Raw genomic sequence first — 19,124 nt, 5'->3', positions numbered from 1 at the left:
TCGACCTTCTGCTCCAGGATTCAACCGGTTCCATGCCAGTCCAGGACCATGACCGTGGCGTCGTCCTCCAGAGGACCGTCGCAGGCTCGGAGGACTGCCGTGGTCAGGACCTGCGCCGTCTCCCGGGGATGAAGGTCGTGGCAGCCCCGCAGGACGGCAGCGAGGTCGACGCCTTCGGCCCGGCGCTCGAGCATGCCGTCGGTGAGCATGACCAGTCGGTCGCCGGGGCGCAGGTCCAGGTTCTGTACCTCGTAACTGTGGGGGAAGGGCAGACCGAAGGGCTCGTCGACCGCCAGGCTGACTTCTTCTACCTTCCCAGCGCGCACCCGTAGCGGCCAGGGGTGGCCGGCGTTGACGAGTTGGGTCCCGCCGTCATGGAGGTTGATGCGCAGGAGTTGCCCGGTGGCGTAGCCGGCGCCGAGGACGACAAGGGCTTGGTCGGCTAGTCGGGCTTGCTCCGCGATGTCGGCCCCTGCTCGGCGAGCACCACGCAGCGCGCCCATGAGAATGGTGGAGATCAAGGCGGCGTTGAGGTCGTGACCCATGGGGTCGGTCACCGACAGGTGGAGCGTCTCACGGTCGAGGTTGTAATCGAAGGTGTCACCGCTGATGGTTGCCGCGGGCTCCAAGGCGCTGGTCAGACTGAATTGGGATGCTTCACAGGACAGCGACGGGGGCAGCAGCCGGTGCTGGATCTCCGCCGGCAGGACGACAGGTCGGGTGGTGCGTCTGCCCCAGGTGAAAAGGTCGGTGAAACGCTCGTTGGCGATCACGTTGTAGGCGAGCGCGCGAGAGGCGTCGCCCACCGCCTGCAGAACCCGCCCCTCGGGTGCCGTGGGCAGGGTCATCTCCAGCAGTCCGATGGCGTCTCCGCGGTTCGTGACCGGACTGATCACCCGCACTCCGCCACCCGTCGATTGCTGGAGGAGGCGCTGGGTTCGGAGCACCTGTTCATAGACACTGCCGGGCAGGTCGACGGCTTCGGCCTCACGGCCCGACCATTCCTGCTCGGCGGTGGCGAGCCGGACCACCACCTTCCCGGTGAGGTCCAGGATGAGGAAGGACACCGCCTCGGCAGCGAAATGTCGGCGCACGGCATCGACGATCACGTCAACCGACTCCACCGGTGTTGTCGTCTCCGCCACTCTCAACAATTCCGGAAGAAGGTACCCCTCTTCAACCATGACGCTGTGTCCTTTCGCCGGTCAGTGTTCTTCAGCTCGCCGATGACTGGCACCAGCCCTTTTATGCGCAAGAAGCCCTCCGGTTGCTCCGACCGCTGGCCTTCGCGGTCCGCAGTGGCCACCGGCGGCGTGTTCTCCGATCACCTCGATCCGCGTCAGCTCCGAAAGGGGCTGCTGCTGTGAGCCTGCGCGCATCAGGTCTGACAGATCGATCCCCCGGACCTCCGGGTTCTACCGCTCCTCCTGGTCGATCCGCCCATACAGCCGCTCAGCCGATCACTGCGGCACAAGTCTCCTGGCAGCACAGCGGTCGAACCACGGAGCAGGCGCTGCCGAACGACCAGCCCACTCATCGCAACGAAAGCGGCATGTCGTTTGCCGTCACACAAGGGGGCAGGACTCCGTTGCGGGGATCCCGTATCCATGCCTCTCCGTCCGCACCAGCTTGGTTCCCCCGGCGGGAAAATCAGATGCCGCATGCCTTCGGACACAAGGCGGCACCCGACAGCATCAGGTGACTGCTACCCGAAAGGCAGACGTCGGCCCCGACGGGAGGAAAAATGTTCGGTGCTCTCCTGGACTGACTTCCCTGGCCCTTGGCACAGCGGCAGGAAGAGAACCCGATGGGACAACTCTCGCCAGAAGGGATGCGAATTGTATTTCGAGTTCCAGGGGCTGCAGGACAGCTGCTCGCCGGTACCGCTCCGAGCCACGTCAAGCATCCACACGGCCCTTGTCCGCGGTTCGTCGACCGACTCCTCGAACGATGCGGGTTCGAACCCGGATTCGACATGGGCGAAATATTCACGCCGGTCACCCACCGGCGAGTCACCATAGGTGACAGCCCCAGAACTCCTCGCTGAAGTCCGCTCGGAATACACGCAGATCTCGGAGCCTGGCGTTACACAGGCTGTCCGCGCCCAGGATCGGCGAGCCCGGCCGACCGCTACCCGGGGGCTTCTCCCCGGTGCCGACGGCGCGGGTGGCGCCGCCTCGGGGGGCGGTCGCCGGGCGGGGCGGATTCCGACGGTGCGTGTCAGGAGCGGGCGATCGTCTCGTGGTGGCGGATGACCTCGGCGATGATGAAGTTCAGCAGCTTCTCCGCGAAGGCCGGGTCGAGTTTGGCGTTCTCCGCGAGTTGGCGGAGCCTGACGATCTGCCGCGCCTCGCGGGCCGGGTCCGCCGCCGGCAGCTGGTGCACGGCCTTCAACTCGCCCACCTGCTGGGTGCACTTGAACCGTTCGGCGAGCATGTGGACGACGGCGGCGTCGATGTTGTCGATGCTGTCGCGCAGCCGCGTCAGCTCGGCTTGCACGGACTCGTCGTCGACGCCACCGGTCGCAGGCTGGTTCGTCAAGCGGATCTCCCCGTCACCGATCGTCGCCGATCACTGTTCCAGAAGGCGTCACGGTAACAGCCGGGAGTGGCCGGCGGTCGGCGTGGTCACTCTGCGGACAGGCTCCGGCCCGGCGACCGGGGTCGCCGGGCCGGAGGTGCCCACCGGCTGTGGGCGCGGCCGCGCCACGCCGGGGTGGTGTGTCAGCCGAGTTGGGCCGCCCCCGCCTTGATGTCGGCGGCGAAGGTGCTGACCTCGGTGTAGACACCGGGCTTGCCCGCCCGGGCGCAGCCCTCGCCCCAGCTGACTATGCCGACCTCGACGTACTCGCCGGCCTCGTCCTTGCGGAACATCGGACCACCGGAGTCGCCCTGGCAGGCGTCGATCCCCCCGGTGTCCAGGTAGCCGGCGCAGATCTCCTCGGCGTCGATCAGGTCACCGCCGTAGGCGGCGCTGCAGGTGGCGTCGTCGACGAACGGCACGGTGGCCTTCAGCAGGCGCTGCTGCTGGCTCCCGCCCTCCCGGTCGGCGCCCCAGCCAGCGACGATGAAGTCACCGCTGTTGAGCTCGGCCGACTCGGCGATCTTCAAGGTGGGCTGGTCGATCGGCTCCGCCAGCTTGATCAGCGCCCAGTCCTTGCCGTAGCCGTTGTAGCCGGGGGCCTGGAGCACCTCCTTCGACTTCACCTTGATCGCGGCCGGGTCGCTCAGGTCCACGACTCCACCGGTGACGGTGATGGAGGTGTCCGGGCCGGAGCCGTCCACGCAGTGCGCGGCGGTGAGCACGACGTCCTGCTCGTACAGCGCCCCGCCGCAACCCATCGACAGCCGGACCATGAACGGGAACTCGCCCTGGCTGGCCGGTGTTCCGCCGACGACGGTGGGGCCGATGTCCCTCTGCGGGGCCACGTCGGCGCTGGCGGCGGTGGGCTGGAGGCTGAAGGCGATGCTGGCGACCGCCATGACGGCGGCGGCCCGCTTGAGCGGCTTCAGAAGTTTCTTCAACGGTTGTCCTCTCGTGGGGGGTTCGGCGCCTGTCAAGCTCATGCCAAAAACCGCAGCACGGGACCGGCTGCGGCCGTCGGGAGCCAGGCGGAAACCGCCCACAACGTCCGAAAGCCGGTGAGGGGAGTCCGCAAAGGGCGCCATCGGATTATCCAGAGCCAGCCGTGCCCATGACAAGAGTGGCTACCGGCCGGTTTCACTGTGGGGTGACTCGCCCCGGTCGCCGTAGAGTTGAGGGGTGGGCTCCTCCAGCGAAGTCGTGCACGGCTACCCGCACCTCGACACCGTGCGGGCGTCCATCACGGCGCTCTACCGTCGTCTCTCCCACCACACCGTGCGCACCTTCGAGACCAGCGTCCTCCCGGTCGAGGTCGCCTTCTCCGACCAGGAGGAGCTGTACGCCGGGGTCCAGCGGGTGGCCGGAGCCATGGTGCGGCAGCTGCGACTGCCGGACGCCCGGATGGTGGTGAGCTTCCGGGAGATGCGGCACGCCGCAAACGTGGAGCTGGAAGCCGGCCCCGAGTACTTCATCGAGCTCAACGCCCGGTTCAAGAACCACCGGCGGGACATCGGCGCAGCGCTCGCACACGAGGTCACCCACGTCTACCTGCACCGCCTGGACCTCGGTTTCCCCGCCGTCCGCGACAACGAGATCCTCACCGACACCGCGACCACCTATCTGGGCGCGGGGTGGCTGCTGCTCGACGCCTTCCGGGAAGACGCGCTGACCTCCCAGAAGCTGGGTTACCTCACCCCCGAGGAGTTCGGTTACGTACTGGCCAAGCGGGCCCTGCTCTTCGGTGAGGACCCCGCCATCTGGTTCACCAGCCCCCAGGCGTACACCGCCTACACCGAAGGCATGGCCCTGGCCCGCCGCGACGGGCGGCAGCCCCCGCTGGCCGCCGCCGGCTGGGCCGGCCGCCGCCGCTACGCCCGGGACCGGAGGGCGGCCCTGCTCGGCGGATCGCCGGCGGCCGGCGCCGGCTACGCCTTCGAACAAGGGCCGGACGGGCCAGGAGAGCAGTTGCGCGTCATCTTCCCCTGCCCCACCTGCCACCAGCGCATCCGGCTGCCGGTACGCGGCCGACTGCGAGCCCGCTGCGGGCTCTGCGACACCCTGCTGGAGTGCGACACCTGAGCTGACCGGCGCACCGCGATCGCCCGTACCGGCCGGGTGGACCGCCGGGGAGGATATCCGCGTGGATCTCCCGCGACGCCCCGGGAGACGACCACCCTGCTGAAACTGGTCCGGAGCGACACAGCTGCCTCGCCCGAGCAGTGCGGTCATCCTGCGGATGCCGGCCGCAGGGATCCGACAGCACCGGACCACCGCCGAATCCACGAGGAAATCGGCGACTCCGCGAGTGTCTGTTGGCGCGCACCGCCCCGGCACTGCTTGATTGGCCGTCGGCAGGCCAGCGAAGACAGGAGCCCACATGGACCTCGACGGAGGGATCGGCCGCCGGACGGTCATCACCGCCCTGGCGGCACCGCTGCTCAGCGGGTGCGGGCCGGGGAGGGCCGAACAGACGGTACGCGCGTCCGGGGACGCCTCCCCCAGCCCACTCCGCTTCCGGCGGCTGGAGCGGGAGTTCCACGCTCGACTCGGGGTCTACGCCGTGGACACCGGGACGGGCCGCAAGATCGAGCACCGCTCCGACGAGCGGTTCGCCATGTGCTCCACCTTCAAGACGTACGCGGCAGCCTCACTGCTGCGCTCCCACTCCCTCAGCGGCCCCTTCTTCGACCGGAGGGTCCGCATCGAGGAGGCCGACCTGGTGGACAACTCACCGATCACCGAAGCCCGTCTGGGCGAGCGGATGACCGTCGCAGAACTCTGCGGGGCGGCCATCACCCACAGTGACAACACGGCGGGGAACCACCTGCTGAGGCTCCAGGGCGGCCCCGGCGCGGTCACCCGGTTCGCCCGCTCCATCGGTGACCGGGCCACCCGGCTCGACCGGTGGGAGACCGAACTCAACAGCGCCTTGCGCGGAGACCGGCGGGACACCACGACGCCGGCGGCCATCGGAGAGGGCTACCGGACGATCGCGCTCGGCTCGGTGCTGCCCGCCGCGGAGCGGAAGCAGCTCATCTCCTGGCTCAAGGCAAACACCACCGGCGACGAACGTATCCGGGCCGGGTTGCCGGACGGGTGGATCACCGGCGACAAGACAGGCGCGGGCTCCTTCGGCACACTCAACGACGTGGCGGTCGCCTGGCCGGCCGAGGATGCCGACCCGATCGTCATCGCGCTGCTGTCGGACCGTTCGAAGGTCGACGCCGTCCCGGACAACGCCCTGCTCGCCGATGCCGCCCAGGCCGTGGTCGAGGCGCTGAGGTCCTGACGGCCGCCCCCGTGCACCCGTCGCTGCCGGTGGCGGGCCGGGACCGTCAGCCCAGGGTTGTCCCGAACAGCACCCCCAGGCCGTACGTCACCCCAGCCGCGGCGCCGCCCAGCAGCAACTGCCGCAGCCCGCTGTACCACCAACTCCTCGCGGTCACCTTGGCCACCACGGCGCCGCAGACGAAGAGGCCGGCCAGTGCCAGCAGCAGCGCGGGCAGCAGGCTCACACTGCCTAGCAGGAACGGCAGCACGGGCAGCAGCGCGCCGAGGGCGAACGACCCGAACGAGGAAACCGCCGCGACCAGGGGTGAGGGAAGGTCCGAGGGATCCACGCCCAGTTCCTCGCGGGCATGTATCTCCAGCGCCTGTTCCGGGTCGTGGGAGAGCTGGCGGGCCACCTCCGCGGCGAGATCGGCGTCCACACCCCGGGACCGGTAGAGCTCCGCCAGTTCGCGCTGCTCATCCTGCGGGTGCCGGCGGAGTTCCTGCCGCTCGACCTCCAGCTCGGCGAGGACCAGCTCCCGCTGGGAGGCCACCGAGGTGTACTCACCGGCGGCCATGGAGAAGGCACCGGCGGCCAGGCCCGCCATACCGGTGATCACGATCGTTCCGGGCGCCACGGCACCGCCGGTGACTCCGGTGATCAGCGCGAGGTTGGAGACCAGACCGTCCATGGCTCCGAACACCGCGGGGCGGAGCCAGCCGCCGTTGACGTCGCGGTGCGTGTGGTTGTCCCGGTGGGCACTGTGCGGGGTGGGGTTCGGCGAGCCGTCGAAGGTCCTCCCCACGATGCGCTGCGCCGCGTCCCCCATGGAGGCGATCATGGTCATCTGCTGTGCTCCCTTCCCCGGGAGCGCGGAAAACGCAGCGCCCCCAGGTCTCGAAGGTACGCACGAAAGACACTCCCCCGCCAGCAAGGCAGGCCGAACTTACCTCGCTGACCTGCGGCTTTACCAAAAGCCGGGAGCCACTGCGCCGTGTCGGGCCGCGCCGAGGGGTGGAGCCGGCAGTCGACCGGCCACGGAGGTCGGATGGCCGAGAGCCGCCGTCCGGTCACGGACAGCGGCTCTCAGTCGTTCACCGCGGTTCTTGCGTTCCGGGTCCGAACGGTCGAACGGGCCGTCCGGTGCGGAAGCCGCCGAGCGCTCATTCCGGCGTGCCGGCCTCCCGAGCTTCGGCCGCCGGGCGCGGCTTCTCCGACTCGGGCTTCTGCGGATCCTGCTCCGCGCCGCTCCCGGCGGCTTCCTGCTCCCCCGGTCCCGTCGTGTTCCCCTCCGGTCGGGCGGAGCCGTCCGCAGTGACCGCCTCGGACTGCGCCGCCGGCTCCACCACGCTCTCCCGGCCCGGCCTGAGCCTCGCGGAGAGCACCAGGTAGACCACCGCGCCGACGAAGACGAGGATCGAGGTCCAGACGTTGAGCCGCAGCCCCAGGATGTGGTGCGCCTCGTCGATCCTCATGTACTCGATCCAGCCGCGGCCCACCGTGTACCCGGCGACGTAGAGTGCGAACGCCCGACCATGCCCCAGCCGGAAGCGGCGGTCCGCCCAGATGACCAGCAACGCGAGGCCGACGCACCAGAGCGACTCGTACAGGAAGGTGGGGTGGAAGGTGCCGATCTCCGGCCCCTTGTCGATCTTGAGCGCCCAGGGAACATCGGTGCGCTTGCCGTAGAGCTCCTGGTTGAACCAGTTGCCCCAACGGCCGACCGCCTGCGCCAGCGCCAGACCGGGTGCGATCGCGTCGGCGTAGGCCGGCAGGGGCACTCCCCTCCGGCGGGCTCCGATCCAGGCGCCGACCGCACCGAGTGCGACCGCCCCCCAGATGCCGAGGCCGCCCTCCCAGATCTTGAAGGCGTCGACCCAGTGGCCGTCCTCACCGAAGTAGGGCTCGTAGGTGGTGCACACGTGGTACAGGCGTCCGCCGACGAGCCCGAAGGGCACCGCCCAGATGGCGATGTCACTCACCGTACCCGGCAGGCCGCCGCGGGCGACCCACCGTCGGCTGCCGATCCAGATCGCGAGGAAGAGACCGGCGAGGATGCAGAGCGCATAGCCGCGCAGCGGGAACCATCCGAGATGGATCACGCCGGTCGACGGGCTGGGGATGAATGCGAGGTCCATGACAGTCTCGACGCTACCGCGCCGGGAGGGGTGGGCGGCAACCGGGGCGCAACGGCTCAGTAACACCGCCCCCTCCGGTTACTCCTTCCGAACCATTTGCTTCAGCTTGTCCGGGGTCAGCGGATTGCGCTGGTCTCCGTAGACGTTCTCGCCGTCCAGCAGGACCGTCGGGGTGCCCTCGTGTCCGGACTCGAGGAAGGCCCGGTTGGCGGCCTCCACCCAGCCGTCGTGCTCGCCGCCGTCCACGCACTTCCGGAAGCCGTCGGTGACCAGGCCGTCCACCTGCTCGGCGAGCTTCACCAGCCGCTTGTTGTCTGCGAAGGCGTCGTCCGCCTCCGCCGGCTGGTTCCGGAAGAGCACATCGTGGTACTCCGGGAACTTCCCGGCGTCCTGGGCGCAGGCCGCGGCGTTGGCAGCGCGGAGCGAGCCGGTGCCGCCGACGTTGCCGTCGATGATCGTGGCGAGGTGGTACTCCACCTTCAGCCGGCCGTCTTTCTCCAGATCGCGGATGGTGTCGCGGAAGGCGTCCTCGAACTGCCGGCAGGCCGGGCAGCGGAAGTCCTCGTAGATGGTGAGGGTGGACGGGGCGCCCGGCTTGCCTACCGGGATCACCAGGTTGTTCCGCCCGGTGGCGTTCTTGGGCGTGGCCACCGCCCGGCGGGCCTCTCCCGACGTCCCGTCCTCGGATCCGTTGACCGCGAAGCCGACGGCCGCGGCGATGCCCAGGACCCCGACCCCGGCGACCACGACGAACAGCGTCCGCCTGCGCTTCTCCCGCGCCTTCTCCCGTGCACGCTGCTGTCGCAGCCGCTCCCGGGCGGCGCGCTTCCCATCAGGCTTCTTCTCGCTCACACCCTGAGGCAACGAACCGGGAGCGCCCAGGCCCCGTCCCCCGTTCCGCTTTCCCTCGAAGGAGCGACGGGACCGGCTCCCCGGGATGACCTGGCGAGGGGAACGGCTGAACCGCCGCCGCGGTGGGATCCCGATGCCGGCTCGAAGGGGACCGGCGGTCCGGGGCGGTCGGCACCGCGCCCCGGGCGCACGGGCCCGGGGCGCGGTGCCACAAAGCCGGGGAGCACCCGCATACCCGGAGTATGCGGGTGCTCCGAGCGACGCGGCGGAGCTTCACGGGCCCGTGCGCCCGCCGGGGCTCCGGGGCGGTCCTCAGTCCCGGACGGCGTGCGCCACCCCACCGGCCAGTTCGCCGGCCAGCTCCCGCACCCCGGCCAGCCCGGTCTCCAGGTCGGTGGCGTCCAGGAGCCGTTTGACGAACGCCGAGCCGACGATCACCCCGTCGGCGAAGGAGGCGACCTCGGCGGCCTGCTCGGCGTTGGAGACTCCGAGCCCCACGCAGACCGGCAGGCTCGTGGTGGCCTTGGTGCGCCGGACGAGTTCGCGGGCCTGCCCACCGACCGAAGCCCGGGTGCCGGTGACACCCATCAGCGAGGCCGCGTAGACGAAGCCGCTGCCGGCCGCGGTGATCCTGGTGAGCCGCTCGTCCCGACTGCTGGGGGCGACCACGAAGACGGTGGCCAGGCCGTGCTGCTCGGCCGCCTTCCGCCAACCCTCGGACTCCTCCACCGGAAGGTCCGGCAGGATGCAGCCGGCTCCACCGGCCTCGGCCAGCTCGGCGGCGAACCGCTCCGGCCCGTACCGGTCCACCGGATTCCAATAGGTCATGCAGAGCACCGGAGCGCCGGTGGCGGAGTGGGCGCGCTGGACGGTCTGGATGACGTCCGCGATCTTCACCCCGCCGCGCAGCGCGATGTCGTCGGCGGTCTGGATGACCGGCCCGTCCAGCACCGGGTCGCTGTGCGGCAGCCCGATCTCCAGGACGTCGCAGCCGCCCTCCACCATCGCCACAGCGGTGCGCACGCCGCCCTCGACGGTGGGGAAGCCGGCCGGGAGGTAGCCGATCAGGGCCGCCCGGCCCTCCTCGGCCGTCCGGGCCAGGGTGCTGCTCAGCAGTTCGAGGTTGCCCGCCATCACTTCGCCTCCTGGTCGTAGAGCCCGAAGTAGCGGGCGGCGGTGTCCATGTCCTTGTCGCCGCGGCCGGAGAGGTTGACCAGCACCACGGCGCCGGCACCGAGCTCGGGCCCGAGCTCGATCGCTCCGGCCAGCGCGTGCGCGCTCTCGATGGCGGGGATGATCCCCTCGGTCTCCGAGAGCAGCCGGAGCGCCTGCATCGCCTGGTCGTCGGTGACCGCGCGGTACTCGGCCCGGCCGCTGTCCTTGAGGTAGGCGTGCTCGGGGCCGACGCCCGGGTAGTCCAGGCCCGCCGAGATCGAGTAGGGCTCGGTGATCTGCCCCTCCTCGTCCTGGAGGACGTAGGAGCGTGAACCGTGCAGGATCCCCGGCTCGCCGCGGCTCAGTGTGGCGGCGTGCTCACCGCTGTCGAGTCCGCGCCCCGCGGGCTCGAACCCGAGGACCCGGACGTCCCGGTCCTCCAGGAAGGCGTGGAACAGGCCCATGGCGTTGGAACCGCCGCCCACGCAGGCGGCGACGGCGTCCGGCAGCCGGCCGACGCGTTCCAGGATCTGCCGGCGCGCCTCGACCCCGATCACCCGGTGGAAGTCGCGGACGAGTGCCGGGAACGGGTGCGGCCCGGCCACCGTGCCGAAGAGGTAGTGCGTGCGGTCGACGTTGGCGACCCAGTCGCGGAACGCCTCGTTGATCGCGTCCTTGAGGGTGCGGCTGCCCGAGGTGACAGCCACCACCTCGGCGCCGAGCATCCGCATCCGGGCGACGTTCAGAGCCTGCCGCTCGGTGTCGACTTCGCCCATGTAGACGGTGCAGTCCAGCCCGAACAGCGCGCAGGCGGTGGCGGTGGCCACCCCGTGCTGCCCGGCACCGGTCTCGGCGATGATCCGGGTCTTGCCCATCCGCCTGGTGAGCAGCGCCTGGCCCAGCACATTGTTGATCTTGTGGGAGCCGGTGTGGTTGAGGTCCTCCCGCTTGAGGAAGATCCGGGCCCCGCCGGCGTGCTCGGCGAAGCGGGGCACCTCGGTCAGCGGGCTGGGCCGACCGGTGTAGTTGACCAGCAGCTCTTCCAGCTCCGCGGCGAAGGCGGGGTCGCTCTTCGCCTTCTCGTACTCGGCGGCGACCTCGTCCACCGCGGCGACGAGCGCCTCGGGGATGAACTTGCCGCCGAAGGCGCCGAAGTAACCGGCGGTGTCGGGCACCGGACCAGCGGGGTCCGGAATGAAGAAATCGGAGGACATCGGTCTGCTCCTCTAACGGGGACGAGCCCCGGAAAACGATCTGCGGGATCAGCTCCGGCGCCGACCGCGGTACGGCCGGTCCGGGGCCGGCATGGACGGCGGGGAGGCCGGCTCCGACACGACGTGTGCCGGACGGCCGGCCTCCGGCCATCGCATCCCGTTGATCTGCCCGGGTTCGCAGCCGATGTGGTAACGCACCCGGCGGCCCCGCACCCTCCGGGCGGGGGCGCGGCAGCCCCGCGGCCGGCAGCCGGGGGCCAGGTGGGCGTGCGGGCTCATCTCAGCTCGGCCCCGGCCCCTGCCGGAGTGCCGGGTGGGCCCCGGCGGCGACGAGGTCGGCGACCGCGGTCCTGGGGTCCCGGCCGGTGACCAGCGACTCCCCGACGAGCACGGCGTCCGCGCCCTCGTTGGCGTAGGCGATCAGGTCGTGCGGGCCGCGGACCCCCGACTCGGCGACCTTGACGACGTGGTCCGGGATGGCGGGGGCGATCCGGGCGAAGTTGCCCCGGTCCACCTCCAGCGTCCGCAGGTTGCGCGCGTTGACGCCCACCACCCTCGCCCCGGCGGCCAGCGCGCGCTCGGTCTCCTCCTCGTCGTGCACCTCGACCAGCGGGGTGAGTCCGATGGACTCCGCCCGCTCGATCAGCGAAACCAGGGCCTCCTGGGGCAGCGCGGCGACGATCAGCAGGGCGATGTCCGCCCCGTACGCGCGGGCCTCCCACAGCTGGTAGGAGGTGACGATGAAGTCCTTGCGGAGCACGGGGACGTCGACCCTGGCCCGGACGGCCTCCAGATCGGCCAGCGACCCGCCGAACCTCCGCTGCTCGGTCAGCACGCTGATGACGGACGCCCCGCCCGCCTCGTAGTCGGCGGCGAGCCCGGCCGGGTCGGCGATGGCCGCCAACGCGCCCTTCGAGGGGCTGGAACGCTTGACCTCGCAGATCACCTTCACGCCGTCGCCCCGCAGTGCGGAAGCCCCGTCCCTGGCCTGCGGCGCCTTCGCCGCACGGTCCTTGAGCTGGTCGAGGCTGACCGTCGCCTGCCGCTCCGCGAGGTCGGCCCGGACTCCATCGATGATCTCGTCGAGCACACTCACGCGAGCGGCCCCCTTTCGGAGGTGGTGGAGCTGTCGTCGGCGTCCTGGCGGACACCTGCGGGCGGGCGGCCGGCGGCCGGCTCTGCCCTGGTCTGTACTGCGATGGTATCCGGCCGGGATGCGCCGCCCCGCATCCGGTCTCCCGGGACACGTCGCCGACCTGCTGGAACCGGGGCGTGCGGCGCGGCGGCGACCGGCTCACATCCCGCCCTCCCCGGGAACCGCGGCGCGCGTCCGCACCCTGGGATGCCAGTGCCTCAGGGCGCCAGTACGGAGCCGAAGGGAAGGTTCCGGACAACCGTGAAGACGGCGAGCAGGGCAGCCAGCAGCCAGGCGTGCACCGGGCGCAGGGGGAGGCTCATCGGCCGGCCGCGGGCCGCTCGGCCGACCCAGAGCGCCCAGACGCAGAGGAAGGCGGCACAGCCTGCGACCACCGGCGCGTTGGCGCCGAGGGCGGCGGTGAGGTCGCCGTGCGCGAGGGAGTGGACGCTGCGCAGGCCGCCGCACCCCGGGCAGAGCACACCCGTCCAGCGGAAGAGCGGACAGACCGGGTAGTGGCCGGGCTGGTGCGGATCGACGGCGCCGACGTAGCCGACCGCGGCAGCCACCCCGGCCAGGGCCGCTGCCGGGGCCATGAGGTTCCGGCCGGTCGATCGGCGTCGGCCGGTGGCTCCGAGCGGAGGCCGCCGCGGGGCGCCGGCGGGCCGGTTCCGTCCGGCGCCGGGCCGCGTCCACGCTTTTCCCGCGCTGGGAGCGGCCGGTCCCGGAGCGGCGCCACCGAGGGAGCCGGTGGTCCGGTTCGGGGAGGTGTCGGTCATGCCGCCGAGTCTCCTCCCGGTGGCGCGGGACCGCAGCCGGGACGGCGGCCCCACTGGCCGGGAGGGTTGCCCCGGGAGCCGTTCGACGGGGCCGCCCTGCCCGGTGGCGGCCCCGTCGGCGAACGACTCCCGCCCCGCTCGGTGCCGCGGCTCGGACCGGCGGGCTCAGCGAACGGGCTCGGTGCGACGGCTCAGTACTGGGGTTCGTTCTCCCGCCGGGCCTCGTCACGCTCCCGCTTCTGCTCCAACTCCCGCTGGCGCCTGCTCTCCTGCCCCAGTCCCGCTCCGCGCATCAGCAGCCCGACGAGGGCACCGGCACCGACGATCGCCATGCCCACCAGGAACCCGACGGGTTGAGCCATGACGGTGCAGATGCCGGCCACGCAGAAGCCGGCGAAGGCGATGATGACGCCGGTCCAGGCGGCCGGGGTGTGTCCGTGATGGCTGTTGGCCATGAGTACTCCTCGTTGCAGTGTCGCTCTCCGGAACCCGGGATGGCCGGGCGGGGCCTGTCCAGGCCGGGGCAGGCGTTGAACGCTCGTCCCATTGTCCCCGATGGGCCCGACCACCGTGATCGGGGGTGGAGGCCCGCCTCAGGTCTCCTGTGTCGGGTCCTCACCGCGGTCCAGGGCCTTCCAGATCTCCTCGGGTCGTTCCGGGTCCGCAGCCCTGGGACCGCGTGCCGGCGTCGTCCGTTGGCCGGGCCGTTCGTACCGGCCCGACATGGCCGGCCAGCGCGCTCCGTACCGCAGCGCGAGGACTCCGGCGAGAAGGAGTAGCAGCCCGCCCACGGCGGAGACCCAGGGCCACACGGTGTGGGTGACGTGCTCCACCCCGGCGTTGGTGAGACCGGTGACCTCGGCCGCCTTCGACCGCAGGGCCGCGGGGTCCCGGGCACCGAGAAGAGAGGTGAGTACGGTCGCCGCCCCGCTGAGCGACAGCAGGCCGGCCACGACGGTCCGGCCCGCGCCGCGCACCGCGAAGACCGCGACGAGGGCGGCCAGCCCGGCGATGGCCAGTGCCGCCGGCAGCCCGGTGACCTGGCGGCCGCTCACCGACACCGGCAGCGCGCCCTGACCGGCCGTGGAGACGGCCTCACTCCAGGTCTGTCCGCCGGCCAGCAGGCACAGGGCGGCGCCGGCGGCGCCCAGCAGCAGGGCGGCGGCGAGGCTGCTACGGCCGCTCCGCCCGGTTTTCGGGGGGACGGCCTCGCGACGGGGCTCGGGTACGGCGCTCACCCCTCCACTATCGCCTGTCCGGCCGCGGTGTGCCGGGCCGGGGGCGGATCCGGGGCGGAAATCCGGGCCGCGGCAGGGCTCCAGGAGGGAATGGTCCGGTGTCCGAGAGCCGTGCTCAGCTGCGCCCGGCCGACTCCGGCTGGGTCAGTCCGCTCGCCATCGCGACGGCCCGGAGGACCGCAGCCGCCTTGTTGCGGCACTCGGTGTCCTCGGCCACCGGGTCGGAGTCGGCCACCACCCCGGCCCCCGCCTGCACGTAGGCGGTGCCGTCGCGCAGCAGCGCGGTGCGGATGGCGATCGCTGTGTCGGAGTCACCGGCGAAGTCGAGGTAGCCGACGCAGCCCCCGTACAGGCCCCGGCGCGTGGGTTCGAGCTCCTCGATGATCTGGAGCGCCCGTGGCTTTGGCGCTCCGGAAAGGGTGCCGGCCGGGAAGCAGGCGGTCAGGGCGTCGAAGGCGGTGCGGTCCGCGGCGAGTCGGCCGACGACCGTGGAGACGATGTGCATGACGTGGCTGTAGCGCTCCACGGACATGAAGTCGACGACCTCGACGCTGCCGGGCTCGCAGACCCTGCCGAGGTCGTTGCGGCCGAGGTCGACGAGCATCAGGTGCTCGGCCCGTTCCTTGGGATCGGCGAGCAGCTCCTCGGCGAGCGCGGCGTCCTCCTGCGGGGTGGCACCGCGGGGCCGGGTGCCCGCGATGGGGTGCAGCATGGCCCGGCCGTCCTCGATCCTCACCAGCGCCTCGGGGCTGGAGCCGACGACGTCGAACCCGTCGAAGCGGAAGAGGTACATGTAGGGGCTCGGGTTGGTGGCCCGCAGCACCCGGTAGACGTCGAGCGCGGAGGCCGAGCAGGGTGCCTCGAACCGCTGGGAGGGCACCACCTGGAAGGCCTCACCGGCATGGATCCGCTCCTTGATCTCCGCCACGGCGCCCTGGTAGGCGGCCCCGCCCCAGAGCGCGGTGTACTCGGGGAGTTCGGAGGTGGGGAGCAGGGCCGGTCCGGTGGGGACCGGACGGGCCAGGTCGGCGGTCATGGCGTCGAGCCGGGCGACGGCGTCCGCGTACGACTCGTCCACACCGGTGTCGAGGTCGTTGTGGTTGATCGCGTTGGCGATCAGCAGCACGCTCCCGTCGCGGTGGTCGAGCACCGCGAGGTCGGAGGTGAGCAGCATGGTCAGTTCGGGGAGCCCGAGGTCGTCCCGGGCGCTGTCGCCGACCCGCTCCAGGCGGCGCACCACGTCGTAGCCGAGGTAGCCCACCATGCCGCCGGTGAACGGCGGCAGGGAGGCCAGACCGCCGAGGTCGCGGGGGGTGTGGAGGACTTCCACGGTGGCCCGCAGGGCGGCGAGCGGATCGCCGCCGGTGGGGACGCCGACAGGCGGGGTGCCCAGCCAGTGGGCCTCGCCGTCCCGGACGGTCAGGGTGGCGGCGCTGCGCACGCCCACGAAGGAGTAGCGGGACCAGGTCCGGCCGTTCTCGGCCGATTCCAGCAGGAAGGTGCCGGGGCGCTCGGCCGCCAGCTTGCGGTAGAGGCCCACCGGGGTGTCGCCGTCGGCCAGCAGTCTCCGGGTGACCGGGATCACTCGGCGGTCGGCCGCCAGCTTGCGGAAGGTCTCGAGGTCCAGAGTGGGTGCACCGGTGGTCATGTCAGTGAGCCTTAGCGTTGTCGAGCGGCAGGGTGTCGGCGTCGAAGCAGGTGCGGTCACCGGTGTGGCAGGCGGCCCCCACCTGGTCGACCCGGACGAGAACGGTGTCGCCGTCGCAGTCCAGCGCCACCGACTTCACCCATTGGTAGTGGCCCGAGGTCTCCCCCTTGACCCAGTACGCGCGGCGGCTGCGGCTCCAGTAGGTGCACCGGCCGGTGGTGAGGGTGCGGTGGAGGGCCTCGTCGTCCATCCAGCCGAGCATCAGCACCTCGCCGGTGTCGTACTGCTGGGCCACGGCCGGGAACAGGCCCTGGTCGTTCCGGTTGAGGCGGGAGGCGATGGCGGGGTCGAGCCCGGCGCCGGGCGTGCTGCTGGACATGCGCCCATTGTGCCGTGTTCCGGCACCGCGCCGTCTCCCGCCGCGTCCGCGGGTCCCGCGCGGCGCCGTGGCCGGCTGTCGGCCGCAGCCCGTACCCTGTCGGACATGTCGACCCATGCCAAGCGCGAACGCCTCCTGCTCGCAGACCTCTTGGAGAGCTCCGGGCCGGCTGCGCCGACCCTCTGCGACGGCTGGACCACCCGAGATCTCGCCGCCCATCTCGTGGTGCGGGAGCACCGCACGGACGCCGCCGGCGGCATACTCTTCAAACCGCTCCGGCCCAGGCTTGACCGGGTGCAGGCGGAGTACCTGGAGAAGCCCTACGAGGAGTTGCTCCAGCTGATCCGCACCGGCCCGCCCCGCCTGTCGCCGTACGCCCTCAAACAGGTCGACGAGGCGGCCAACACCGTGGAGTTCTTCATCCACGCGGAGGACGTCCGCCGCGCCGCTCCCGACTGGACGCCGCGGGAGCTGGACCCGGTCTTCGCCGACGCCCTGTGGTCCCGCATCGAGCGGTTGGCCAGGGTGGTGGGGCGGAAGTCGCCGGTGGGCCTGGTGGTGCGCCGGCCGGACGGCCGTACCGCGGTGGCCCGCCGGGGCACTCCGGTGGTGACGGTCACCGGCGAGCCCGGCGAGCTCACCCTGTTCCTCTTCGGCCGTCAGGGCGTCGCGGACGTGGAGTTGGAGGGCGAACAGGACGCGGTGGCGAAGCTGCGCCAGGCGAAGCTCGGTATCTGACCGGGGCGGTCCGAGTTCAGCGGACAGGATGCCCGGCCGCCCGGAGCGCCTGCTTCACCTCGGAGATCCGCAGGTCGCCGAAGTGGAAGACGGAGGCGGCCAGCACCGCGTCGGCGCCCGCCGTCACGGCCGGGGCGAAGTGCTCGGCGCGGCCCGCTCCACCGGAGGCGATCACCGGGACGCTGACCTCCCGGCGGACCGCCTCCAGCATCTCCGTGTCATAGCCGTCCTTGGTGCCGTCGGCGTCCATGGAGTTCAACAGGATCTCGCCGGCGCCCAGTTCGGCCGCCCGTCGGGCCCACTCTACGGCGTCGATGCCGGTACCCCGCCGGCCGCCGTGGGTGGTGACCTCGTAGCCCGAGCCGGTGGTTGTGCCGTCGGCGGACGGCGGGCAGCGGCGGGCGTCGACCGACAGCACCACCACCTGCCGACCGAAGCGTTCGGCGATCTCCCTGATCAGCTCCGGGCGGGCGACGGCGGCGGTGTTGACGCCGATCTTGTCGGCGCCGGCGCGCAGCAGCCGGTCCACGTCGTCGGCGGTCCGGACGCCGCCGCCGACGGTGAGCGGGATGGAGACCTGCTCGGCGGTGCGCCGCACCACGTCGTAGGTGGTCTCCCGGTCGCCGGAGGAGGCGGTGATGTCGAGGAAGGTGAGCTCGTCGGCGCCTTCGGCGTCGTAGAGCCTGGCCATCTCGACGGGGTCGCCGGCGTCCCGCAGATCACGGAAGTTGACGCCCTTGACGACCCGACCGCCGTCGACGTCCAGGCAGGGGATGACACGGACCGCCAGGCTCATCGCCGGGACTCCTCACTGCCGCGCACGGCTTCGAGTTCCACCTCGACCAGGACCCGGGAGTCGACGAAGCCGGAGACGACCACCACGGTGGCAGCCGGCCGTACGGCGTCGAACAGCTCCTTGTGGGCGCGGCCGACGGCGTCCACGTCCCTGGCGTGGGTGAGGTACATACGGGTACGGACGACGGACTGCGGGCCGAGGCCGAACTCGCCCAGGGCCGCCAGTCCGTTGCGGAAGGCGGTGAGCGCCTGGAGGTAGGGGTCGCCCTCGCCCTGGAGATCTCCCTCGGCCACCGGCATGGTGCCGGAGACCAGCACCCGGCCATCGACCTCGACGGCGCGGGCGAATCCGATCGACTCCTCCCACGGACTGTCGGACTGGACCCGCCGGACCGCCTCGCTCATCGCTCCACGGCCTCCAGCGCCTCTTCCAGGGTGAACGCCCCCGCGTAGAGCGCCTTCCCCACGATGGCGCCTTCGACGCCCTCCGGCACCAGCTCGGCGATGGCCCGCAGGTCGTCGAGGGAGGAGACGCCGCCGGAGGCGACGACCGGCTTGTCCGTGGCGGCGCAGACGTCCCGCAGCAGCCCCAGGTTCGGGCCCTGGAGCGTGCCGTCCTTGGCGATGTCGGTGACGACGTACCGCGCGCACCCCTCGGAGTCCAGCCGGGCGAGCGTCTCGTAGAGGTCGCCTCCGTCGCGGGTCCAGCCCCGGCCGCGGAGCGTGGTGCCGCGGACGTCCAGGCCCACCGCGATCCGGTCGCCGTACTCGGCGATGACCTTCGCCACCCACTCCGGGCTCTCCAGCGCGGCGGTGCCGAGGTTGACCCGGGCGCAGCCGGTGGCGAGGGCCGCCTCGAGGGAGGCGTCGTCCCGGATGCCGCCGGACAGCTCGACCTTGATCTCCATGGCACGGGCGACCTCCGCGATTTGCTCGCGGTTGTCACCGGTGCCGAAGGCCGCGTCGAGGTCGACCAGGTGCAGCCATTCGGCGCCGGCGCGCTGCCAGGCGAGGGCGGCGGCGAGCGGGTCTCCGTACGACGTCTCGGAGCCGGACTCGCCGTGCACCAGGCGGACGGCCTGACCGTCCCGGACGTCGACGGCGGGAAGGAGTTCGAGTCGGTTCGTACTCATGGCGTCTGGAGCCTTCGGTTCGTTGCGGGTGGGGGTGCTTGCGGGACGGGAGCGGCGCCGGCCGTA

At 71.7% G+C, this 19,124-nt stretch carries 21 protein-coding genes; 3 read left to right on the top strand and 18 right to left on the bottom strand.

Features of this window, described 5'->3' with window-relative positions:
* Positions 1–20: 20 nt before the first annotated feature.
* The 3 genes from BGP73_RS03330 to BGP73_RS03320 all read right to left on the bottom strand — a co-directional run bounded on the left by BGP73_RS03330 (position 21) and on the right by BGP73_RS03320 (position 3,566).
* A complete protein-coding gene (locus tag BGP73_RS03330) occupies positions 21–1,184 on the bottom strand; it encodes a PP2C family protein-serine/threonine phosphatase (protein WP_069811857.1) in 1,164 nt (387 codons plus the stop codon).
* A 1,036-nt stretch (positions 1,185–2,220) separates the two neighbouring features.
* Positions 2,221–2,541, bottom strand: a complete 321-nt coding sequence (locus tag BGP73_RS03325; protein WP_069811856.1) for a chorismate mutase — start codon at positions 2,539–2,541, stop codon at positions 2,221–2,223.
* Positions 2,542–2,723: 182 nt separating this feature from the next.
* On the bottom strand, positions 2,724–3,566 hold the full coding sequence (locus BGP73_RS03320; protein ID WP_374701111.1) for a S1 family peptidase: 843 nt from the start codon (positions 3,564–3,566) through the stop codon (positions 2,724–2,726).
* Between the two features lie 196 nt (positions 3,567–3,762).
* Here BGP73_RS03320 and BGP73_RS03315 point away from each other — a divergent pair, with 196 nt between their 5' ends.
* Together BGP73_RS03315 and bla are read left to right on the top strand one after the other, a co-directional pair.
* Positions 3,763–4,662: a hypothetical protein gene (locus BGP73_RS03315; protein WP_069811854.1), complete on the top strand. Its 900-nt coding sequence runs from the start codon at positions 3,763–3,765 to the stop codon at positions 4,660–4,662.
* A gap of 298 nt (positions 4,663–4,960) precedes the next feature.
* On the top strand, positions 4,961–5,872 hold the full coding sequence (gene bla, locus BGP73_RS03310) for a class A beta-lactamase (RefSeq protein ID WP_069811853.1): 912 nt from the start codon (positions 4,961–4,963) through the stop codon (positions 5,870–5,872).
* 46 nt (positions 5,873–5,918) lie between these two features.
* On the opposite strand, the gene BGP73_RS03305 is transcribed toward bla, so the two are convergent.
* From BGP73_RS03305 to hisI, 12 genes are all read right to left on the bottom strand, one after another.
* Positions 5,919–6,683: a VIT1/CCC1 transporter family protein gene (locus tag BGP73_RS03305; RefSeq protein ID WP_069812099.1), complete on the bottom strand. Its 765-nt coding sequence runs from the start codon at positions 6,681–6,683 to the stop codon at positions 5,919–5,921.
* Positions 6,684–7,017: 334 nt separating this feature from the next.
* The gene (gene lgt, locus BGP73_RS03300) at positions 7,018–7,992 is read right to left on the bottom strand and encodes a prolipoprotein diacylglyceryl transferase (protein ID WP_069811852.1); all 975 of its coding nucleotides are present in this window, start codon (positions 7,990–7,992) and stop codon (positions 7,018–7,020) included.
* A gap of 78 nt (positions 7,993–8,070) precedes the next feature.
* Positions 8,071–8,844, bottom strand: coding sequence for a DsbA family protein (locus tag BGP73_RS03295; RefSeq protein ID WP_069811851.1), 774 nt, complete (start codon positions 8,842–8,844; stop codon positions 8,071–8,073).
* Positions 8,845–9,156: 312 nt separating this feature from the next.
* Positions 9,157–9,978, bottom strand: coding sequence for a tryptophan synthase subunit alpha (gene trpA / locus BGP73_RS03290; protein ID WP_069811850.1), 822 nt, complete (start codon positions 9,976–9,978; stop codon positions 9,157–9,159).
* Entirely contained in the window at positions 9,978–11,213 is a 1,236-nt protein-coding gene (trpB, locus tag BGP73_RS03285) for a tryptophan synthase subunit beta (protein WP_069811849.1), read from the bottom strand. Before trpB ends, trpA begins: the two co-directional genes overlap by 1 nt.
* A gap of 48 nt (positions 11,214–11,261) precedes the next feature.
* Positions 11,262–11,492 (bottom strand): tryptophan biosynthesis modulator TrpM, encoded by a 231-nt coding sequence (gene trpM, locus BGP73_RS23405; protein ID WP_107473934.1) that lies wholly within the window; start codon positions 11,490–11,492, stop codon positions 11,262–11,264.
* Position 11,493: 1 nt separating this feature from the next.
* Complete coding sequence (trpC, locus tag BGP73_RS03275; protein WP_069811848.1) at positions 11,494–12,309, bottom strand: indole-3-glycerol phosphate synthase TrpC; 816 nt, start codon at positions 12,307–12,309, stop codon at positions 11,494–11,496.
* Positions 12,310–12,566: 257 nt separating this feature from the next.
* A complete protein-coding gene (locus tag BGP73_RS03270; protein WP_079127155.1) occupies positions 12,567–13,127 on the bottom strand; it encodes a DUF2752 domain-containing protein in 561 nt (186 codons plus the stop codon).
* 191 nt (positions 13,128–13,318) lie between these two features.
* Positions 13,319–13,582 (bottom strand): HGxxPAAW family protein, encoded by a 264-nt coding sequence (locus tag BGP73_RS03265; RefSeq protein WP_069811847.1) that lies wholly within the window; start codon positions 13,580–13,582, stop codon positions 13,319–13,321.
* 138 nt (positions 13,583–13,720) lie between these two features.
* Positions 13,721–14,365 carry a TIGR02234 family membrane protein gene (locus tag BGP73_RS03260; RefSeq protein ID WP_069811846.1) on the bottom strand — a complete coding sequence of 215 codons (645 nt, stop codon included), beginning with the start codon at positions 14,363–14,365 and terminating at the stop codon, positions 13,721–13,723.
* Positions 14,366–14,480: 115 nt separating this feature from the next.
* Positions 14,481–16,013, bottom strand: coding sequence for an anthranilate synthase component I (locus BGP73_RS03255; RefSeq protein ID WP_079127154.1), 1,533 nt, complete (start codon positions 16,011–16,013; stop codon positions 14,481–14,483).
* 1 nt (position 16,014) lies between these two features.
* Positions 16,015–16,392, bottom strand: coding sequence for a phosphoribosyl-AMP cyclohydrolase (gene hisI / locus BGP73_RS03250; protein WP_069811845.1), 378 nt, complete (start codon positions 16,390–16,392; stop codon positions 16,015–16,017).
* A 105-nt stretch (positions 16,393–16,497) separates the two neighbouring features.
* On the opposite strand from hisI, the gene BGP73_RS03245 reads away from it, so the two are divergent.
* A complete protein-coding gene (locus tag BGP73_RS03245; RefSeq protein ID WP_069811844.1) occupies positions 16,498–17,130 on the top strand; it encodes a TIGR03085 family metal-binding protein in 633 nt (210 codons plus the stop codon).
* 16 nt (positions 17,131–17,146) lie between these two features.
* Here the strand turns inward: BGP73_RS03245 and hisF are convergent, their stop codons facing one another.
* The 3 genes from hisF to priA are packed head-to-tail and all read right to left on the bottom strand — an operon-like array spanning position 17,147 to position 19,058.
* On the bottom strand, positions 17,147–17,926 hold the full coding sequence (gene hisF, locus BGP73_RS03240; RefSeq protein ID WP_069811843.1) for an imidazole glycerol phosphate synthase subunit HisF: 780 nt from the start codon (positions 17,924–17,926) through the stop codon (positions 17,147–17,149).
* On the bottom strand, positions 17,923–18,330 hold the full coding sequence (locus BGP73_RS03235; protein WP_069811842.1) for a RidA family protein: 408 nt from the start codon (positions 18,328–18,330) through the stop codon (positions 17,923–17,925). The genes hisF and BGP73_RS03235 overlap by 4 nt, the downstream gene beginning before the upstream one ends.
* A complete protein-coding gene (gene priA / locus BGP73_RS03230; protein WP_069811841.1) occupies positions 18,327–19,058 on the bottom strand; it encodes a bifunctional 1-(5-phosphoribosyl)-5-((5-phosphoribosylamino)methylideneamino)imidazole-4-carboxamide isomerase/phosphoribosylanthranilate isomerase PriA in 732 nt (243 codons plus the stop codon). The genes BGP73_RS03235 and priA overlap by 4 nt, the downstream gene beginning before the upstream one ends.
* Between the last annotated feature and the right edge of the window lie 66 nt (positions 19,059–19,124).

The organism is Streptomyces sp. TP-A0874, from assembly GCF_001748085.1.
Lineage (GTDB): Bacteria > Actinomycetota > Actinomycetes > Streptomycetales > Streptomycetaceae > Streptomyces.
Note: the sequence above shows the minus strand (reverse complement) of the source record. Positions and strands in the feature narration are given on the sequence as shown.